We start from the raw sequence: 17,085 nt of genomic DNA on the forward strand, positions 1-17,085 counted from the left end.
ACAGGCTAGAGTCAGGAAGCGATGAAGAGTCTCAGGCACGCCGTTGCACTCCTTCTCCCTGTCCTGCTCGCACTCGGAGCGGCGTCCGCGCTGCTCGTGCTGAGCATCGCCCGCCGGGTCGTAATGCCCACCCGGAGCGGACCCAACACGAAGATCCTCGCGGTCGACACGGGCGCGCAGACCATCGAGCTCGCTCGCACGCTCGACACCGAGCTTCCCGGGCGTTACGGGCTCTACACGACGGGAACGTACGGATACGTCAAGCTGGGTGCGGTGCTGAGCGCCGACAGCACGACCGTGCGGCGCAAGCTCCTCACCCAGATCGAGCCGGGTGCGCGCGTCGATCGCGACGCCGGTTTCAGCGGCTGGTACTACTCGGCCCCGTCGGAGCTGCATCTGCCCTGGAGCAACGTCCTCATCGGTTCGCCCGCCGGACCCTGCCCTGCGTGGTTCTTCCCCGCGGCGTCGAGCACCTGGGTCATTCAGGTGCACGGACGTGGAACGACCAGGGCCGAGTGCCTGCGTGCGGTGCCCGTCCTCCACGCCGCAGGGCTGCCGAACCTCGTGGTCTCGTATCGCAACGACGGCGAGGCCCCGCGAAGCCGCGGCGGAGCGTATGCCCTCGGAGCCGCGGAATGGCGTGACGTGGATGCCGCGATCGCCTACGCCCTCCGGCACGGAGCCGAGCGGGTGATTCTGATGGGCTGGTCGATGGGCGGTGCCGTCTCGCTGCAGACGGCCGTGAACTCCGGCAACCGCGACCGCATCGCCGGGCTCATCCTCGAGTCGCCGGTGGTCGACTGGCGCACCGTACTGCGTTATCAGGCACGAGAGGCGGGGCTCCGCGCACCGCTTCCGGCATTGGCGATGGGGGCGCTGTCCCTTCCGATGACCGCGCGACTGAGCGGGGCGGAGGACGCGATAGCGTTCGACCGCCTCGACATGGTCGCTCGCGCCGAGGAGCTCGCCGCCCCCACGCTCATCCTGCACAGCGACGACGACGGCTTCGTGCCGGCGGACGCCTCGCATGCCCTGCGGGATGCGCGCCCGGACCTCGTCACGATGCCGGTCTTCTCGGGGGCACGCCACACCAAGATCTGGAACTACGACGAGACCGGGTGGACCGCAGCGATCCGCGACTGGCTCGCGGCGCAGGGATTCAGCGCTTCTGCCTGACCTGCTTCTTCGCTCGCATGAGCATTCCCGTCATACCGCCGATGCGCAGGGGCGAGACGGCCTTGGTCAGACCGATCGCCTGCGGGTAGTCCTCGGGGATCGCCAGCACCTCGTCGGGCGTGAGCCCCGTGATGCCCTGCACGAGGATGCTCGCGAACCCCCGAGTCGTCGGCGCCTCCGGCGGTGCGGTGGCGTGCATGACGACGCGGCCATCGACGATCTCGACGTAGATGTACACGGGGGACTGGCACTCGGCGACACGTTCGCACATCTCCGGATGGTTCGCGACCTCCTCGGACACCGCGGGGAGCTCGTCCGCGAACTCCAGAAGGAGCAGCAGCCGATCGCTCTCGGGCGTGTCGAGGAAGGCGTCTCGGATCTCGGCGAGGGTCTCAGGAACGTGCGTTTCGCTCATCCCTGTCATTGTCACACGCTCAGAGCGCTCCGGGCTCCGAGCCGGTCACGATCGGAACGCGCACCGCGCTGCCCCACTCGGTCCACGAGCCGTCGTAGTTGCGCACGTTCTCGAAGCCGAGGAGGTGCTTGAGGACGAACCACGTGTGGCTGGACCGCTCACCGATGCGGCAGTACGCGACGACCTCGTCGCCATCGGCGAGACCGGCGCCGTCGCGGTAGATGGCGTCGAGTTCGGCGCGGGACTTGAACCCGCCGTCCTCCGCGACCGCCTTCGCCCACGGCACACTCTGCGCGGTGGGGATGTGGCCGGCGCGCAGAGTGCCCTCCTCGGGGTAGGCGGGGGCGGTCGTGCGCTCCCCGCTGTACTCCTCGGGCGAGCGCACGTCGATGAGCGGCTTGCCGATGTGGGCGAGCACGTCCTCCTTGTAGGCGCGAAGGAGCGTGTCGTCGCGCTCGACGATCGGGTACTCGACCGCGGGGCGGTTCGTGGCCTCGCGCGTGATCTCGCGGCCCTCGGAGATCCAGCGGTCGCGGCCGCCGTCGAGCAGACGGACGTCCTCGTGACCGAACAGCGAGAACACCCACAGTGCGTACGCCGCCCACCAGTTGTTCTTGTCGCCGTAGATGACCACCGTGTCGTCACGGGCGATGCCCTTGCGGCTCAGCAGCTCGGCGAAACCCTCGCCGTCGACGTAGTCGCGCACGACCGGGTCGTTGAGTTCGGTGTGCCAATCGACCTTCACCGCGCCGGGGATGTGTCCGGTCTCGTACAGGAGCACGTCCTCGTCGGACTCCACCACGACCAGCCCCGGCTCTCCCAGGTGAGCGGCGAGCCACTCCGTGGTGACGAGCCGGCCGGGCTCGGAGTACTCGGCGAACTTTGCGGACGACGTGTCGAACTCGATGGTCACGGGATGCTCCTCGGGGATGTGCGAGTGAAGGGGGCGGGCGGCGACGGCGTAGTGTTGTTCCGTCGCTTCGACGATAGTTCCCCGCGGTGCCGCAGGCGCCGGATTCGTAAGACTTCGACACAGGAAACGAATGACCGACACGCAGAGCACCACGGGCGTCGTGCGCCTCAGCGACCGCCAGCCGACCGTCACCGGTCCCGAGATGCTCGCGAGCCTCGTCCCGCCGCCGCAGTTCGACGGCGCGACGTTCGACAGCTATCGCGCGGATGAGTCGTACCCCTCCCAGGAGGAGGCGAAGGAGACGCTCCTGCGTTTCGCCGGGCGCGGTGCGCCGGTCAAGAAGGCGTCGTTCTTCAGCCGATCGAAGAAGGAGCCGGCGGTCAAGCCCGGCGTCTACCTCGACGGCGGTTTCGGCGTCGGGAAGACGCACCTCCTCGCGTCGATCTATCACGCCATGCCCGCCCGACGGAAGTACTTCGGATCCTTCATCGAGTACACCGCACTGGTCGGGGCCCTCGGGTACAAGAACACGGTGGATCTGCTGCGCGGAGCCGACCTCCTCTGCATCGACGAGTTCGAGCTCGACGACCCGGGCGACACGATGGTCATGACGCGTCTGCTGGGCGAGCTCGTCACCTCGGGCACGAAGCTCGCGGCCACATCGAACACCCCGCCCAATGCTCTGGGCGAGGGCCGCTTCGCCGCGCAGGATTTCCTCCGCGAGATCCATCAGATGTCGGACAGCTTCCAGACGATGCGGATCGACGGAGTCGACTTCCGTCAGCGGGCGATCGACGGGCACTCGATCGTGCTCTCCGATGAGGACTACGCCTCGGCGATCGCCTCGGCATCCGAGTCCGGGATGGTCTCCGACGACGCGTTCGACGAGGTCGTCGCGCATCTGGCGCGCGTGCACCCCTCTCGGTACATCCGCCTGATCGACGGCCTCCGACTCGTCGGGCTGCGCGATGTGCGCGTGCTCACCGATCAGTCCGAGGCGCTGCGGTTCGTCGCCTTCGTCGATCGCGTCTACGACGCGCAGATCCCGATCGCCGCGACCGGAGTATCGCTGGACCAGGTCTTCGCCGAGGAGATGCTCGGCGGCGGGTACCGCAAGAAGTACCTGCGCGCCATCTCGCGGCTGAATGCACTGACGCATTCCAGCCGCGCGTAACGCGATGGTTACACACCGACGCCGGGTGTAACCGGAGCGAAACACTCCTCGCGCCTTCCCGAAACCGGGCATCGCCACACTGGTGCTCTCAGTTACTCGGATGTGAGGTATTCCATGGATGCTCCCGGCAACATCTCCTGGGCGATCACCGCGACCGCCCTCGTTCTTCTCATGACCCCCGGCGTTGCCTTCTTCTACGGCGGCCTGGTCAAGGCGAAGAGCGTGGTCAGCATGATGATGATGAGCTTCGGCTCCATCGGACTGGTGGCCGTGCTCTGGATCCTGTTCGGCTACTCGATGAGCGCGGTCGACAGCCCCACGCAGTTCGCGGGCAACCCGTTCGCCGACTTCGGTCTCTCGGCGCTGTCCGAGGGCCCCGACGCGAACGTCGCCCTTCTCGGTGTCGCGTACGGCGCGACCTTCGCGATCATCACGGTCGCCCTGATCTCCGGCGCCATCGCCGACCGCGCCAAGTTCGGCTCCTGGCTGATCTTCGCCGGCATCTTCGCCACGGTCGGGTACTTCCCGATCGCCGCGTGGGTCTGGGGCGGCGGCTGGATCATGAACCTCGGCACCACGCTCTTCGGCGAGGACAGCGGCATCGCCGTCATCGACTACGCCGGTGGTACCGCGGTGCACATCAACGCGGGTGCCGCGGCCCTCGCCCTCGCTCTCGTCCTCGGCAAGCGCATCGGCTTCCAGAAGGGCATCCTCAAGCCGCACAACGTGCCGCTGACGCTGCTCGGTGCCGCTCTGCTGTGGTTCGGCTGGTTCGGTTTCAACGCCGGTGCGGAGTGGCTGTCGGAGGACATGGGCGGTGTCGGACTCATCGGCATCAACACCCTCGGCGCCACGGCGGCGGCCATCCTCGGTTGGATCGTCATCGAGAAGATCAAGGACGGCAAGCCCACCTCGGTCGGCGCCGCCTCGGGTGCCGTCGCCGGTCTCGTCGCCATCACCCCCGCCTGCGCCAACCTGACGCCCGGCTGGGCACTGGTCCTCGGCCTCGTCGCCGGTGTCGTCTGCGCCCTGGCCGTCGAGCTGAAGTTCCGTCTCGGCTTCGACGACTCGCTCGACGTCGTCGGCATCCACCTCGTCGGTGGCCTCATCGGTACCCTCTACCTCGGCTTCTTCGCCACCGGACAGGGCATGTTCACCGGTGGTGACTGGCGCCTGCTGGCCGTCCAGGCCATCGCCGCAGGTGGCGTGCTGATCTACTCCTTCGTCGTCGCCTTCATCATCGGCTTCGCGATCGAGAAGACGATCGGCTTCCGCGTCACGAGCGAGGACGAGATCGCCGGTGTCGACTCCGTCGTCCACGGCGAGGAGGGCTACGCGCTCACCAACGCCTGATCGCCCGAGCGCGAGCGACGTAGTGTGAACGTGTGAGTTCATCCAGGAGCATCCTCGTCACGATCGCGCAAGCGCTGCTCGACGCACTGACACCCCGAACGTCCCGGCCCCGCAAGGAGCCGGGACGTTCGGCCGTGCTGAAGGCGTCGAGAACGGATGCCGGGCGCACCCGCGGGGTCGAGACCGTGCGCCTCGATCCCGCGCACCTCGACGACGTCGTCATCAGCTACGCGCCCGATCGCGATGGCGCTCCCGATGCCGGGGAGATCATCTGGACCTGGGTGCCCTACGAGGAGGGCGACGGGCGGGGCAAGGACCGCCCGGTGCTCGTGATCGGCCGGGAATCCTCGGATCGGGTGTTCGCCGTGCGGATGACCAGCCGCTCCCACGACGGCGATCGCGACTACCTGTCGATCGGATCGGGGGAGTGGGACTCCCAGGGGCGGGAGTCCTGGGTCGACGTCGAGCAGCTCTACAGCGTCCACGATGCGGGTATGCGCCGCGAGGCCGCCGTGCTCGCGCGTGCGCGCTTCGACCGGGTCGCCGCCGCCCTCCAGCGGCGCTACGGCTGGCGCGCCGACCGGTAGGAGATTCCTCCAATCCGTTTGCGCCGGGGTGTCGAACTCCTTGCATGAGCCGCTCCCGCGGTTCCCGCACAAGGAGGCATCATGCGTTTCATCCCCACGAAGGTCCACGGAGTCCTCGACTACGTCGTCGGCATCGCACTCATCGCGGCACCGTGGCTGTTCGGATTCGCCGCCGTCGGTGGCGCAGCGGTAATCATCCCGATCGTGCTCGGTGTCGGCCTCATCGTCTACAGCCTGTTCACGAAGTACGAATGGGGACCCTTCGGGTTCATCCCCATGCCCGTGCACCTCGTCTTCGACATCGTCGCGAGCCTGTTCCTCGCCCTCTCGCCGTGGATCTTCGGCTTCTCCGGAGAAGCGCTCAACGTCTGGCTGCCGCACGTCGTCGTGGGCGTGACGGTCATCATCGTCGTGCTGTTCTCGCAGCCGCAGCCCCAGACCACGCCGCGGGCCGCCCGAGCCTGACGCGCGGACGACGGCGCCCCTCCTGTTCTGAGCGGGAGGGGCGCTCTCGTGCGCGGCGGAGGAACGGCCCTCAGCCGCCGTGAACGAGCAGACCGCTCTCGTAGGCGAGGATCACGAGTTGGGCACGGTCGTGCGCTCCGACCTTGGTCATGATGCGGTTCACGTGGGTCTTGGCGGTGTGCGGCGAGATGAACAGCTCTTCCGCGATCTCCTGGTTGGAGCGACCCCGAGCGACCATCAGCAGCACTTCTCGCTCGCGTTCGGTGAGCGAATCGAGCTCGGCGACTCCCGGTGCCGGCGCTCCTCGGACCGGCATCGCGACGAAGCGGTCGACGAGTGCGCGGGTCGCCAACGGGGAGAGCAGGGCGTCGCCGGCGTGCACGGAGCGCACGGCGCGCGGGATGTCGTCGGGCTCGGCGCCCTTGCCGATGAAGCCGCTGGCGCCCGCACGAAGCGCCTGGACGAGGTACTCGTCCTCCTCGAAGGTGGTCAGGATGAGCACGCGGACGCCCTCGAGACCCGGCGCCCGGCAGATCTGCGCGGTCGCCTCGATGCCGTCGAGCACGGGCATCCGGATGTCCATGATCACGATGTCCGGCCGATGCGCCGACACGAAGTCGATCGCCTCCCGCCCGTTCGCGGCAAGCCCGATGACGTCGATGTCGTCCTGCGCGCCGAGGATGTCGGCGACCGCCTGTCGGATCAGTGCCTGGTCGTCGACGATGAGAACGCGGATCATGACTGCTCCTTCGACCGCGGCATCCAGGCGCGGATCTTCCAGCTGCCGCCGTCGGGTCCTGCGTCGACCGTGCCTCGCACGGAGGTCACGCGCTCGCGAAGGCCGAGGAGACCGAGACCGGGGGACTCGCTGCCGCCTGGTGAGGGCGACGCGGTCGTCGGATTGGTGACCGTGATCGCGAGGCCGTCGTCGTCGGCGCGGAGCAGGAGGTGGGCGCGATGCTCGGTGCCGTGCTTGTGCGCGTTCGTGAGTGCCTCCTGGACGACGCGGTAGGCGACGAGCCCGGTCGCACCGGTGACGCGGTCGAGGTCGCCCTCGGTGCGCACCGTCACCTCCAATCCGGACGACGCGAACTGGTGGACGAGCTCGTCGATGCGGTCGGTGCCGGCCTGGGGGCCGGTGCTCCCGTCGCCGACGTCGGCCGTGCGCAGCATCGACATGAGGTCTCCGATCTCGCCGAGCACGCTGCGCGCGGCGCCGCGGATCGTCGCCAACGCCTGCTTGGCCTTCTCCGGGCGATCGTCGATCACCGAGGTCGCGACTCCCGCCTGCAGACTGATGACCGCGATCTGGTGCGCGACCGCGTCGTGCAGATCCCGGGCGATCCGCAGTCGTTCCTCGCTCACGCGCCGCTGGGCTTCGGACTCTCGGCTGCGCACCGCGCGTTCCGCCCGCTCGGTGATGGCGGAGATGTAGTCGCGCCGCGAGCGCGCCGCGTCGCCGAGGGCGGTCGAGAGCGCCACGATCAGCCCGAACTGGAACGCCCGCGGGTCGTACACGGAGCCGATCGCCGAGAGCAGGGACAACAGCATCACGGCGACGACGGCGCACGCCGCGATCAGCAGCGCGCGTCGACGGATGGTGCGCAGGGTGACCTGGTACATCGCGAGGCCGATCGCGATGCCGATACCGGGCGACAGGATGCCGGTGGCGGCTGCGGCGCCGAAGTTGACCAGGAGCGCGGCGAGCGTCAGGAGCGGCCACCGCCGTCGCCAGGGGACGATCGCGAGGGGGAGGAGCACGAGGACGAGGGAGAGCACGCTCGTCGGGCGGAAGTCGGGGATCGGAGTCGGTGCCAGGGCGAAGACGAGCACGACGACAGCGACGAGCACGTCGGGGAGCCATACCGGCATCCGCGGGCGCGGATCCGCGGGCGCCTCGGGAACGTCGGTGTGCTCTGCCATCCCCTCAGTCTGCCGTGGAACGGCCGCCGTCGCGTCGGTCGCCCGGGTCATCGGGAGTACCGCGGACGCGGTACATGCGGAACGCGATCGAGGGATGTGCGGACCCCGGCGCGAGAGGGACGCTGATATCCGTCGATCCGAACGGAGTTCTCCGATGCCCGCACCCCTTCTTCAGATCAGGGATGTCCACAAGTCCTACGGGCGTGGCCCGACCCGCTTCGATGCGCTCAAGGGGGTGAGCTTCGACGTCGGCGAAGGGGAATCGATCGCGATCGTCGGCAAGAGCGGATCGGGAAAATCCACCCTCATGCACCTGCTCGCCCTGCTCGATGCTCCGGACACCGGAACGATCGCTCTGGAGGGTGTGCAGACGGCTCGCCTGCGAGGCGCTCAGCTCAACCGCACGCGCAACAAGACGTTCGGTTTCGTCTTCCAGCAGTTCTTCCTCACCGGCGGCAACAGCGTGCTCGAGAACGTCGTGCTGCCCCTCAAGATCGCGGGCGTCCGGGCGGGCGAGCGCCGCCGGCGCGGCATGGCCGCGCTCGAGCAGCTCGACCTCGCCGACAAGGCGCGCAACCGGGCGGTGGACCTCTCCGGAGGTCAGAAGCAGCGCGTCGTGATCGCGCGGGCACTGGTGAACAATCCGCGCATCATCTTCGCCGACGAGCCGACCGGCAACCTCGACAGCGCGACGGGCGCCGTGGTCGAGGACATCCTGTTCGGACTCAACCGCGAGCACGGTATCACGCTGATCGTCGTCACCCACGACGAGGATCTCGCGGCGCGCTGCGATCGGCGGATCGTCATCCGCGACGGGCGCATCGTCGACGAGAGCGAAGAGCAGGTCGCCGCATGAGGGCCGCGGACCTCGTCGGATCGGCGATCTCGAACACGTTCCGAGCGAAGACCCGCACGATCCTCACCATCCTGGCGATCTTCGTCGGAGCCTTCACGCTCGCTCTGACCGGCGGCCTCGGCACCGGAATCAATCGGTACATCGACGACACGGTCTCGGGGGTCGGCGCCGCCGACGCGATGAGCGTCACGCGGTCGGCGGACGATGCGGCGACGGTGCCGGGCGCGACCGGCGGGGAACCGCGCGAGTACGACCCGGACGCGGTCTCGAGCGGCATCCCCGGGCAGACGGTGATCGCGCTCGATCCCGACGACGTCGCCGAGATCGAGGGGATCGATGGCGTCGTGCGCGTGGACCCCACACGCACGATCACCCCCGATTTCATCCGGGCCGGCGACGGCACGCCGTTCGTCGCCTCGGTCGGGAGCCTCATCCCGGGGCAGACGACCGTGCTCGCCGCCGGAACGGATCCCGACGACGACGCGTCGGAGACGGAGGTCGCGCTGCCCGCCGCCTACGTCGATGCCCTCGGGTTCGCGGACAACGACGATGCGCTCGGCTCCACGGTCACGCTGGGGATCACGGATGCGGCGCGCACCTCGCACACGATCAACGCGACCGTCGTCGGCATCACCGAGGAGGCGCTCGCAAGCCCAACGGGCTCGAGCATCCTCGTGAACCGATCGATGAGCGACGCGCTCGTCGAAGCCCAGACGACCGGCCTGCCCGCGGATCAGGTCGACCGCTTCGCGTCGGCGACGGTGCGGTTCGCACCCGACGCGACGGACGACGAGATCCAGGCGCTGAAGGACCGTCTGGCCGATGCCGGATTCACCGGGACGACCGTGGCCGACCAGCTCGGCACCATCACCACCGTCATCGACGGAATCGTGCTCGTGCTCAACGCCTTCGCGATCATCGCCCTGCTGGCCGCCGCGTTCGGCATCGTGAACACGTTGTACATGTCGGTTCAGGAGCGCACGCGCGAGATCGGGCTGATGAAGGCGATGGGCATGGGCTCGGGACGCGTGTTCGGTCTGTTCAGCCTCGAGGCCGCCTTCCTCGGGTTCCTCGGAAGCGCGATCGGCGTCGGGATCGCGATGCTCGCCGGCGCGGGGATCAGCGCGGTCCTGGCCGACGGCCTCCTCGCGGACCTGCCGGGGTTGACCCTCATCGCCTTCGATCCGGTCTCGATCCTGTCGATCATCGCCCTCGTGATGGTGATCGCCTTCCTCGCCGGGACCCTGCCCGCCGCCCGGGCAGCGCGAGCCGACCCCGTCGAGTCCCTGCGCTACGAGTGAGGTGCGGTCGGTGGCTGTGGTCCGTGGCTCACGGCCGGGACCACAGCCGCTCGACCGCGAGCTCGCGCCCGAGGACCCGGGCCGCCGCGCGGTGCCCCGACAGGAGCGCGGCGGGCACGGTCGCCGGGTCATCGGTCCAGGTCGCCTCTCCGGCGATGTGCAGCACGCCTCCGATCGGGGTCGCCAGGTCGTCGTGATCGGCGGTCGTCGAGCCGAGCGTCATGTACGCGTAGGCACCGTGGGCGAACGGATCGTCCTGCCAGTGCGTGCGATTCACCGCAACGGGGGCCGGCACGTCGGCGCCGAACAGCCGGCGCAGCTGCGCGAGCACCGACTCCACGACCTGATCGTCATCCCAGTCCCGCGTCTCCTGCGCCGCCGGCCCCGCGGCGAAGGTGAGCAGCGTCGGCTCGTCGTCGAGTGCGGTGAGGTCGTACCAGGAGTGCCACCATCGGCCCTCGGGCCCCTGTTGGCGGATCGCATAGACGCCGTCGTCCCAGAACCGCGCGGGGAAGCGGAGGAAGATCTTCTCGAACGCATTCATGCGCAGGCGCGACAGCGCTCCGGCGTTCGGCTCGGGCAGCGCAGGGTCGATCACCAGTGCGGGGGACTGCAGCACCCCGACCGGCACCGTGAGTACCGCCGCCGTCGCGCGGAAGACCTCGTGCGATGTGGTGGCGACCACGCCCTCCGCCGACCACTCGACACGGGAGACGGGGTGGTCGAGCCGTACGTCGAGCCCCTCCGCCAGATGCGTCGCGAGGCTGTCGTACCCGTCGGGGAAGACGACCTCGTCGCCGTCGATCGTGTCGTCGTCGAGCCCGTGAGCGGCGAGGTCCTCGATCCACGCGCCGTACTGCTCCTCGGCGCGGTGCTCGAGGTACTCGCGCACCCGCTGCGTGCGGTCGGCGTTCCATCCCTGCATCGCGAGTGCGGCCTCCGTCACATCGCGATACGACGCATCGGCCGCCGACACGGCGATGGCGTCGCGGAGCGCCGCATCCACCGCACGGATGTCGGCGACGTAGGCACGGGCATCCGCGTCGGACAGACGGATGCCGTCGGGGCCGTAGTGAGCGATCGGACGGCTGTCGGGCTGGTAGCCCCCGACCGTGAACTCCTGCGTGCGCATGCCGAAGGCGGTCGCCGCGGCCGCGACCGGGCTGCCGTCGATGCCGTGGATCCAGGAGGCGCCGAGATCCGTGACCCGGCCGGCGGAGCGATCGGTCGTCACACGGCCGCCGATGCGGTCCCGCGCCTCGAGGACGACGACGCTCAAGCCCTCCGCCCGAAGAAGTCGCGCGGCAGAGAGGCCGGCGATTCCCGCACCGATCACGATCGCGTCAGAGGTGTGCATGAGGGCTCCTTCGCCGGAGGGCATCGCAGGGGGTGATCCCGACGTTAGTCAGTCGGACCCCACCGATGGAAGAGCTCAGGGCGATGGCCGGACCGATCGCGTCGGGTCCCGGCCATCGCCCTGAGGTGCGCGTCAGGCCGACTGGACGAGGATCTTCGCCCCGGCGCCGCCACGGAGTGCGTGGATCGCATCCACGACGCCATCCAGCGGTACGTCCTTCACCCATCCGGTCGTGTCGTACACGCCTGCGGCCATCGCGGCGATGACCGCGTCGAAGTCCTCGGGGAGATACGCCAGCGCGCCGGCGATCTCGGTCTCGGCCATCACCAGCTGGGTCGGCAGGAAGTCCATCGTGCGCTCGTGGATCGCGACGACGACGACACGGCCACCCGGCACGAGGCTCGCGAGCGAGGAGGTGATGGCGGGGCCGGCGCCGGCGGCATCGAACGCCACGTCCACGCCATCGCCGTCGGTCAGAGCGGTGACGGCCGCGCCGAGGTCCTCCGTCACCGGGTCGACGACCGTGGCGCCGAGCGCCGCGATGATCGCGCGTCGATCGGAGCTGGGCTCGGACACGAGCACCTTCTCGATGCCACGGGCTTTGAGGGCGAACCACACGCCGATGCCGATGGGGCCGGCACCGGCGATGAGGGCGGTTCCCCCCGACTCCACGCCGCTGCGCGAGACGGCGTGCCACGCGACCGCCATCGGCTCGACCAGGGCGCCGAGACGCAGGTCGACGTTCTCGGGAAGCACGTGCAGCTTCGACGCGTCGACGGTCGTGAACTCGGCCATGCCGCCGCCGTCCGAGCTCAGACCGTGGAACCCGATCTTCTGGCACGCGTTGTACATGCCGTGGCGGCATGCAGCGCAGTCACCGCAGTAGTAGATCGGCCAGACGGCCACCCGGTCTCCGACCGAGATTCCGTCGACGCCCTCGCCGAGCTCGACGACCGTGCCCGAGAACTCGTGTCCGAGGATCTGGGGGAGGGTCGACCCGGTCAGCGGATGCGGGTGTTCGAAGTCGAGGCCCGCTGCCTCCGGCGTGTAGTAGACGTGCAGGTCGGAGCCGCAGATGCCCGCGAAGGCGTTGCGCAGCTTGACCTGCCCGCGTCCGGGGGAGGGATCCGCGACCTCCTCGATGCGGAGGTCCTCCTGCGCGTGGAAAACTGCGGCCTTCATGTTTCTCTCCTTTTCCGGCGGCCGTCAGCGCAGCCACCACTCCGGGGACGCCGCGAGGATGAGCCTCACGGCGCGGTCGATGTCGTCGTCGCCGCTGCGCAGCCACTCCTCGATGGAACCCACGGTGCCGGCGGCGGCGTAGGCGAACGCGATCGCCATCGCCGCGGGATCGTCGCGGAAGTCAGGGGGCACGATGTCGGGGTGAAGGTGCACCCAGAGTTCGAGGCCCGACCGGATGGACCGCTCGAGGTTGCTGCGCACGGGAGCGGCGAGCAGGGGGTGCATCGCGCCGCGGTAGACGTCCGCGCGGCGGAGGACGTGCTCGAGCAGTGCCCGCTCGCCGTCACCGATCGCGTCGGCGCGCGGGAGGATCTCCATCGCTTCGGCGATCTCGGACGAGAGGGCGTCGGCGAGGAGGTCGACGGGGCTCTCGGCATGGCGGTAGAAGGTGTCGCGGGTCACACCCGCCGCAGTGCAGATCGCGGAGGCGGTCACGTCGGCGATCGGCATCCGTCCGGCCAGATCGAGGACGGCGTCACGGAGGTGCTCCCGTGAACGTCGCGCCCGTGCATCCATGTCGCCCAGTTTATCCGACATGTGTCAGATAAGGCGTAACGTGGCGGAAAGGACGGCACCACGACGGTGCCGCAGAGAGGAAGTCATGTCAGGGTTCGAGAACAGCGTCGCGGTCGTCACCGGCGGAGTGTCGGGGATCGGAGCGGCGATCACGCGCCGCCTGGTCGATCGGGGTGCGAAGGTGTTCGTCGCCGACATCAACGCGGATGCCGTGGCCGCCGCCACCGAGACGTTCGGCGAGAACGTGGCGGGCCTGCGCACCGATGTCACCGACGAGCAGTCGATGGAAGCGCTCTTCGCCGCCGCCGTCGAACGATTCGGCCGGATCGATGCGGTGTACAACGTCGCCGGCGGCTCGAAGCCGGGCCGCGTCATCGACATGGATCTCGCGACCTGGGACTTCAACATCAAGCTGAACCTCTACGGCGCGTTCCTGGGCACGAAGCTCGGCGCGAAGCAGTTCCTCGCCCAGGGCGGCACGGGTTCGATCGTGAACATCGCATCGTTGAACTCCCAGGTGCCGATGCATTCCGGTGCCGGGTACTCGACCGCGAAGGCCGGTGTCGTGATGCTCACGAAGAACGCCGCGCTCGAGCTCGCCGAGCAGGGCATCCGGGTGAACGCGATCTCGCCCGGCCTGGTCGCCACGCCGCTCACGGGCGGACTGCTGGCCGTCTCGGGAGTCATGGACACCTATCTGGATCGCATCCCCGCGAAGCGCGCCGCCGATCCCGACGAGATCGCGGGCGTCGCGCTGTTCCTCGCGTCGGCCGACGCGTCGTACGTCAACGGAGAGAACATCGTCGTCGACGGTGCGTGGGCGACGACCGGCTACCCGGACCTGCGCCCCTTCATGGGCTGAGCCGACGGCTCACAGCGGCACGACCAGGGGCGTCCCGGCGTGCGGGTCGGGGATCACGGAGCAGGCGAGTCCGAAGACCTCCTCGACCCGCTCGGCCGTGACGATCGTCGACGGATCCCCGGACGCCACGATCTCGCCATCGCGCATCATGATCATGTGATCGGCGAAGCGCGCGGCCTGGTTGAGATCGTGCAGCACGGCGACGACCGTGCGTCCCTCGGCGTGGAGGCCATGGAACAGGCGCAACAGGTCGTACTGGTGCGCGATGTCGAGGAACGTCGTCGGCTCGTCCAACAGCATGGTCGGCGACTCCTGCGCGAGCAGCATCGCCACCCAGACGCGCTGGCGCTGTCCGCCGGAGAGCTCGTCGACCAGACGCCCCGCGAGCTCGGTCGTGCCCGTCGCCGCGAGGGCGGCGGCCACGGCGGCCTGGTCGGTGTGCGACCACTGGCGGAGGATCGTCTGGTGGGGGTGTCGACCGCGGGCGACGAGGTCCGAGACGCGGATGCCGTCCGGGGCGAGCGACGTCTGGGGGAGCAACCCGAGTCGCCGCGCGATCTCCTTCGTCGGCAGGTCCGAGATCGCTCGACCGTCAAGCAGCACCTGCCCGGTCGTGGGGCGCAGCAGACGCGCGAGCGCACGCAGCAGCGTCGACTTGCCGCAGGCGTTCGGGCCGACGATGACCGTGAACGAGCCCGCGGGGATCTCGACGTCGAGATGCGCAGACACCACGCGGCCGTCGTAGCCGATCGTGAGGTCGGCGCCCTGCAGGCGGGCGCGGGTGAGGGTCTCGGTCGTCGTCTTCGTCTTCTCGGTCATCGTCTTCTCGGTCATCGTCTTCTCGGTCATCGTCTTCTCGCTTCCTGGACGAGCAGCCAGACCAGGTAGACGCCGCCGAGGCAGACGGTGACGAGGCCGACCGGGATCTGGGTCGGGGCGAACAGCCGCTGCGCGAGCACATCGCTCGCGACCAGCAGCAGTGCGCCGAGAGCGGCGGATGCCGTGAGCGTGACGCTCGCCGAACCGGTGAGGCGGCGGGCGATCTGGGGTGCGGCGAGCGAGATGAAGGCGATCGGTCCCGCCATCGCCGTGACGACCGCGGTGAGTCCCACGCCGAGGATCACGAGCGTCAGACGCACCCCTCCGGTGCGCACCCCGAGGGCGGTCGCCGCGTCGTCGCCGAGCTCGAGCATGTGGAGACGATCGGCGAGCATCGCGACCGCGATCGCGATCGGGATGATCACGCACGCGGCGATGCCGACCTGCTCTGCCGTGATGAGGTTGAGCGAGCCGGCGCCCCAGGCGCTGGCGAGCAGGGCGACGTTCAGGTTCGCGTTGAGGACGATCCAGGTGTTCACCGAGGCGAGCATCGACGCGATTCCGATGCCGACGATGATGAGCCGGAACCCGGTGAACCCGCGGCGGAACGCCAGCAGGTACACGACCAGTGCCGTCGCGGTGCCGCCGACGAGCGCGGCGGCGGCGGTCGATGCGACGCTGACGCCGAACGTCGTGATCACGATCAACGCGCCGGTGTAGGCCCCGGCGTCGAAGCCGATCACGTCGGGGCTGCCCAGAGGGTTGCGCGTGAGCGATTGGAAGATCGCGCCGCCGATGCCGAGCGCAGCGCCGAAGACGAGTGCGCCCAGCACTCGCGGGAGCCGCCACTCGATGATCACGAGCTCGGCCCGGGGTTCCCCGAAGCCGAGGAGCGTCGCGACGACCTCACCCGCACTGAAGACCGCGTCGCCCAGGGTGAGCGCGAACACGCCGATCGCGATCGCGAGCGCCGTGGCGGCGAGGGCGACGATCGTCGCCCGCACACCGATGCGTCGGGAGAAGAAGGACGTCTGCGGCGTGAAGACGCGGCGGCCGGCATCCACCGGCGCGGTCAGGAGGTCGGCGCTCACAGCCCGCTCACCTTCCGACGACGCACGAGGGCGATGAGGACCGGGGCGCCGATGACCGCCGTCACGACGGAGACGGGCAGCTCGCCCGTGCGGAGCACGAGCCGCCCCGCCACGTCTGCGGTGAGAAGCAGCAGCGGGGCGGCGAAGACAGTGCCGAGGAGGATCCAGCCCTGATGAGGCCCGACGAACCAGCGCACGGCGTGCGGCACCATCAGGCCGACGAAGGCGATCGGACCGGCCGCGGCGGTGGCCGCACCGCAGAGCAGTGTCACCGCCACGATCGAGAGCACACGCGTGAGCGCGACACGGGATCCGAGGGCGGTCGCGAGATCGTCGCCCAGCGCGAGAGCGTTGAGCGACGGCGCGAGGCAGAAGGCGAGGACGAGGCCGATGAACACGAAGGGCAGCACGGCGTAGACGTCCGAGGTGAGCGAGGTGAGCGAGCCCGCGTTCCAGCTGCGCATCCGGTCGAAGACGCTCGGGTTGAGGAGACCGATCGCCGCCACGACGCCGCCCATCACGGCGCCGAGCGCGACACCGGACAACGTCATCCGCAACGGATCCGGGGCGGTGCGGCCTGCCGAACCGATCAGGTACACGAGGACCGTCGCCGCGATCGCGCCGGCGAACGAGAACCAGATGTATCCACTCGCGGCGCTCACGCCGAAGAAGGCGACGCCGATCACGACGCCCAGGCTCGCTCCCGCATTCACCCCCAGGACGCCGGGATCGGCCAACGGGTTGCGGGTGAAGCCCTGGATCAGTGCTCCGGCGATGCCCAGCGCTGCGCCGACCGCGAGGCCGACGATCGTGCGCGGGACGCGCATGCCCTGCACGATGGCCCCGGCGTCACCCGTGCCGACCGTGAGGCCGTGCCAGACGTCGGCCGGAGAGATCCGCTGCGAGCCGAACAGCACGCTCGCCACGCAGACGAGCGCGAGCGCGCCGGCGAGGAGGAGCACCACCAGGCCGCGGCGTGCCCCCGAAACCTGCGGTGCTCTCTCCTCGACGAGCGTCGAGGTCATACCGCGCACC

The 17,085-nt window shown here is 69.4% G+C and carries 18 protein-coding genes; 8 read left to right on the forward strand and 10 right to left on the reverse strand.

All coding sequences use genetic code 11. The features are described from left to right. Window positions 1-21: 21 nt before the first annotated feature. Window positions 22-1,176, forward strand: coding sequence for an alpha/beta hydrolase family protein (locus KZC52_RS01910; protein ID WP_247622382.1), 1,155 nt, complete (start codon window positions 22-24; stop codon window positions 1,174-1,176). Here the strand turns inward: KZC52_RS01910 and KZC52_RS01915 are convergent. Together KZC52_RS01915 and KZC52_RS01920 are read right to left on the reverse strand one after the other, a co-directional pair. Further along, entirely contained in the window at window positions 1,160-1,591 is a 432-nt protein-coding gene (locus KZC52_RS01915; RefSeq protein WP_247622383.1) for a SufE family protein, read from the reverse strand. The genes KZC52_RS01910 and KZC52_RS01915 overlap by 17 nt on opposite strands. Before the next feature lie 19 nt (window positions 1,592-1,610). Continuing rightward, window positions 1,611-2,504 (reverse strand): sulfurtransferase, encoded by an 894-nt coding sequence (locus tag KZC52_RS01920; RefSeq protein WP_247622384.1) that lies wholly within the window; start codon window positions 2,502-2,504, stop codon window positions 1,611-1,613. A gap of 130 nt (window positions 2,505-2,634) precedes the next feature. On the opposite strand from KZC52_RS01920, the gene zapE reads away from it, so the two are divergent. From zapE to KZC52_RS01940, 4 genes are all read left to right on the forward strand, one after another. Next, window positions 2,635-3,678 carry a cell division protein ZapE gene (zapE, locus tag KZC52_RS01925; RefSeq protein WP_247622385.1) on the forward strand — a complete coding sequence of 348 codons (1,044 nt, stop codon included), beginning with the start codon at window positions 2,635-2,637 and terminating at the stop codon, window positions 3,676-3,678. A gap of 114 nt (window positions 3,679-3,792) precedes the next feature. Further along, window positions 3,793-5,031: an ammonium transporter gene (locus KZC52_RS01930; RefSeq protein ID WP_247622386.1), complete on the forward strand. Its 1,239-nt coding sequence runs from the start codon at window positions 3,793-3,795 to the stop codon at window positions 5,029-5,031. Between the two features lie 32 nt (window positions 5,032-5,063). After that, a complete protein-coding gene (locus KZC52_RS01935; protein WP_247622387.1) occupies window positions 5,064-5,618 on the forward strand; it encodes a type II toxin-antitoxin system PemK/MazF family toxin in 555 nt (184 codons plus the stop codon). A gap of 81 nt (window positions 5,619-5,699) precedes the next feature. Continuing rightward, window positions 5,700-6,083, forward strand: a complete 384-nt coding sequence (locus tag KZC52_RS01940; RefSeq protein ID WP_247622388.1) for an SPW repeat domain-containing protein — start codon at window positions 5,700-5,702, stop codon at window positions 6,081-6,083. 70 nt (window positions 6,084-6,153) lie between these two features. On the opposite strand, the gene KZC52_RS01945 is transcribed toward KZC52_RS01940, so the two are convergent. Together KZC52_RS01945 and KZC52_RS01950 are read right to left on the reverse strand one after the other, a co-directional pair. Further along, window positions 6,154-6,822, reverse strand: a complete 669-nt coding sequence (locus KZC52_RS01945; protein ID WP_247622389.1) for a response regulator transcription factor — start codon at window positions 6,820-6,822, stop codon at window positions 6,154-6,156. Continuing rightward, window positions 6,819-8,006, reverse strand: coding sequence for a histidine kinase (locus KZC52_RS01950; protein ID WP_247622390.1), 1,188 nt, complete (start codon window positions 8,004-8,006; stop codon window positions 6,819-6,821). The genes KZC52_RS01945 and KZC52_RS01950 overlap by 4 nt, the downstream gene beginning before the upstream one ends. A gap of 154 nt (window positions 8,007-8,160) precedes the next feature. Here KZC52_RS01950 and KZC52_RS01955 point away from each other — a divergent pair, with 154 nt between their 5' ends. After that, a complete protein-coding gene (locus KZC52_RS01955; protein ID WP_247622391.1) occupies window positions 8,161-8,862 on the forward strand; it encodes an ABC transporter ATP-binding protein in 702 nt (233 codons plus the stop codon). Beyond that, entirely contained in the window at window positions 8,859-10,163 is a 1,305-nt protein-coding gene (locus KZC52_RS01960) for an ABC transporter permease (protein ID WP_247622392.1), read from the forward strand. Before KZC52_RS01955 ends, KZC52_RS01960 begins: the two co-directional genes overlap by 4 nt. A gap of 28 nt (window positions 10,164-10,191) precedes the next feature. Here KZC52_RS01960 and KZC52_RS01965 read toward each other — a convergent pair whose 3' ends face one another. The 3 genes from KZC52_RS01965 to KZC52_RS01975 form a co-directional block, all read right to left on the reverse strand. Then, complete coding sequence (locus tag KZC52_RS01965; RefSeq protein ID WP_247622393.1) at window positions 10,192-11,520, reverse strand: flavin monoamine oxidase family protein; 1,329 nt, start codon at window positions 11,518-11,520, stop codon at window positions 10,192-10,194. 132 nt (window positions 11,521-11,652) lie between these two features. Next, complete coding sequence (locus KZC52_RS01970) at window positions 11,653-12,702, reverse strand: 2,3-butanediol dehydrogenase (protein ID WP_247622394.1); 1,050 nt, start codon at window positions 12,700-12,702, stop codon at window positions 11,653-11,655. A 24-nt stretch (window positions 12,703-12,726) separates the two neighbouring features. Beyond that, window positions 12,727-13,278, reverse strand: coding sequence for a TetR/AcrR family transcriptional regulator (locus KZC52_RS01975; RefSeq protein ID WP_247622395.1), 552 nt, complete (start codon window positions 13,276-13,278; stop codon window positions 12,727-12,729). Window positions 13,279-13,363: 85 nt separating this feature from the next. Between KZC52_RS01975 and KZC52_RS01980 the strand changes: the two genes are divergently transcribed. Next, window positions 13,364-14,140, forward strand: a complete 777-nt coding sequence (locus KZC52_RS01980) for an SDR family NAD(P)-dependent oxidoreductase (protein WP_247622396.1) — start codon at window positions 13,364-13,366, stop codon at window positions 14,138-14,140. Window positions 14,141-14,149: 9 nt separating this feature from the next. On the opposite strand, the gene KZC52_RS01985 is transcribed toward KZC52_RS01980, so the two are convergent. The 3 genes from KZC52_RS01985 to KZC52_RS01995 are packed head-to-tail and all read right to left on the reverse strand — an operon-like array spanning window position 14,150 to window position 17,075. Next, complete coding sequence (locus KZC52_RS01985) at window positions 14,150-14,989, reverse strand: ABC transporter ATP-binding protein (protein WP_372491551.1); 840 nt, start codon at window positions 14,987-14,989, stop codon at window positions 14,150-14,152. Then, window positions 14,986-16,050, reverse strand: a complete 1,065-nt coding sequence (locus tag KZC52_RS01990) for a FecCD family ABC transporter permease (protein ID WP_247622397.1) — start codon at window positions 16,048-16,050, stop codon at window positions 14,986-14,988. The genes KZC52_RS01985 and KZC52_RS01990 overlap by 4 nt, the downstream gene beginning before the upstream one ends. After that, window positions 16,047-17,075 carry an iron chelate uptake ABC transporter family permease subunit gene (locus KZC52_RS01995; RefSeq protein ID WP_247622398.1) on the reverse strand — a complete coding sequence of 343 codons (1,029 nt, stop codon included), beginning with the start codon at window positions 17,073-17,075 and terminating at the stop codon, window positions 16,047-16,049. Before KZC52_RS01995 ends, KZC52_RS01990 begins: the two co-directional genes overlap by 4 nt. Window positions 17,076-17,085 lie beyond the last annotated feature (10 nt).

The sequence above is a fragment of the Microbacterium galbinum genome, assembly GCF_023091225.1.
Lineage (GTDB): Bacteria > Actinomycetota > Actinomycetes > Actinomycetales > Microbacteriaceae > Microbacterium > Microbacterium galbinum.

Excerpts from the sequence above, each read along its gene's own strand:
- KZC52_RS01965 (WP_247622393.1), bottom strand. The coding sequence starts at position 11,520 with ATGCACACCTCTGACGCGATCGTGATCGGTGCGGGAATCGCCGGCCTC.
- KZC52_RS01950 (WP_247622390.1), bottom strand. The coding sequence starts at position 8,006 with ATGGCAGAGCACACCGACGTTCCCGAGGCGCCCGCGGATCCGCGCCCG.
- KZC52_RS01940 (WP_247622388.1), top strand. The coding sequence starts at position 5,700 with ATGCGTTTCATCCCCACGAAGGTCCACGGAGTCCTCGACTACGTCGTC.
- KZC52_RS01915 (WP_247622383.1), bottom strand. The coding sequence starts at position 1,591 with ATGAGCGAAACGCACGTTCCTGAGACCCTCGCCGAGATCCGAGACGCC.
- KZC52_RS01930 (WP_247622386.1), top strand. The coding sequence starts at position 3,793 with ATGGATGCTCCCGGCAACATCTCCTGGGCGATCACCGCGACCGCCCTC.
- KZC52_RS01970 (WP_247622394.1), bottom strand. The coding sequence starts at position 12,702 with ATGAAGGCCGCAGTTTTCCACGCGCAGGAGGACCTCCGCATCGAGGAG.
- KZC52_RS01955 (WP_247622391.1), top strand. The coding sequence starts at position 8,161 with ATGCCCGCACCCCTTCTTCAGATCAGGGATGTCCACAAGTCCTACGGG.
- KZC52_RS01980 (WP_247622396.1), top strand. The coding sequence starts at position 13,364 with ATGTCAGGGTTCGAGAACAGCGTCGCGGTCGTCACCGGCGGAGTGTCG.
- KZC52_RS01995 (WP_247622398.1), bottom strand. The coding sequence starts at position 17,075 with ATGACCTCGACGCTCGTCGAGGAGAGAGCACCGCAGGTTTCGGGGGCA.
- KZC52_RS01945 (WP_247622389.1), bottom strand. The coding sequence starts at position 6,822 with ATGATCCGCGTTCTCATCGTCGACGACCAGGCACTGATCCGACAGGCG.
- KZC52_RS01985 (WP_372491551.1), bottom strand. The coding sequence starts at position 14,989 with ATGACCGAGAAGACGATGACCGAGAAGACGATGACCGAGAAGACGAAG.
- zapE (WP_247622385.1), top strand. The coding sequence starts at position 2,635 with ATGACCGACACGCAGAGCACCACGGGCGTCGTGCGCCTCAGCGACCGC.
- KZC52_RS01960 (WP_247622392.1), top strand. The coding sequence starts at position 8,859 with ATGAGGGCCGCGGACCTCGTCGGATCGGCGATCTCGAACACGTTCCGA.
- KZC52_RS01975 (WP_247622395.1), bottom strand. The coding sequence starts at position 13,278 with ATGGATGCACGGGCGCGACGTTCACGGGAGCACCTCCGTGACGCCGTC.
- KZC52_RS01910 (WP_247622382.1), top strand. The coding sequence starts at position 22 with ATGAAGAGTCTCAGGCACGCCGTTGCACTCCTTCTCCCTGTCCTGCTC.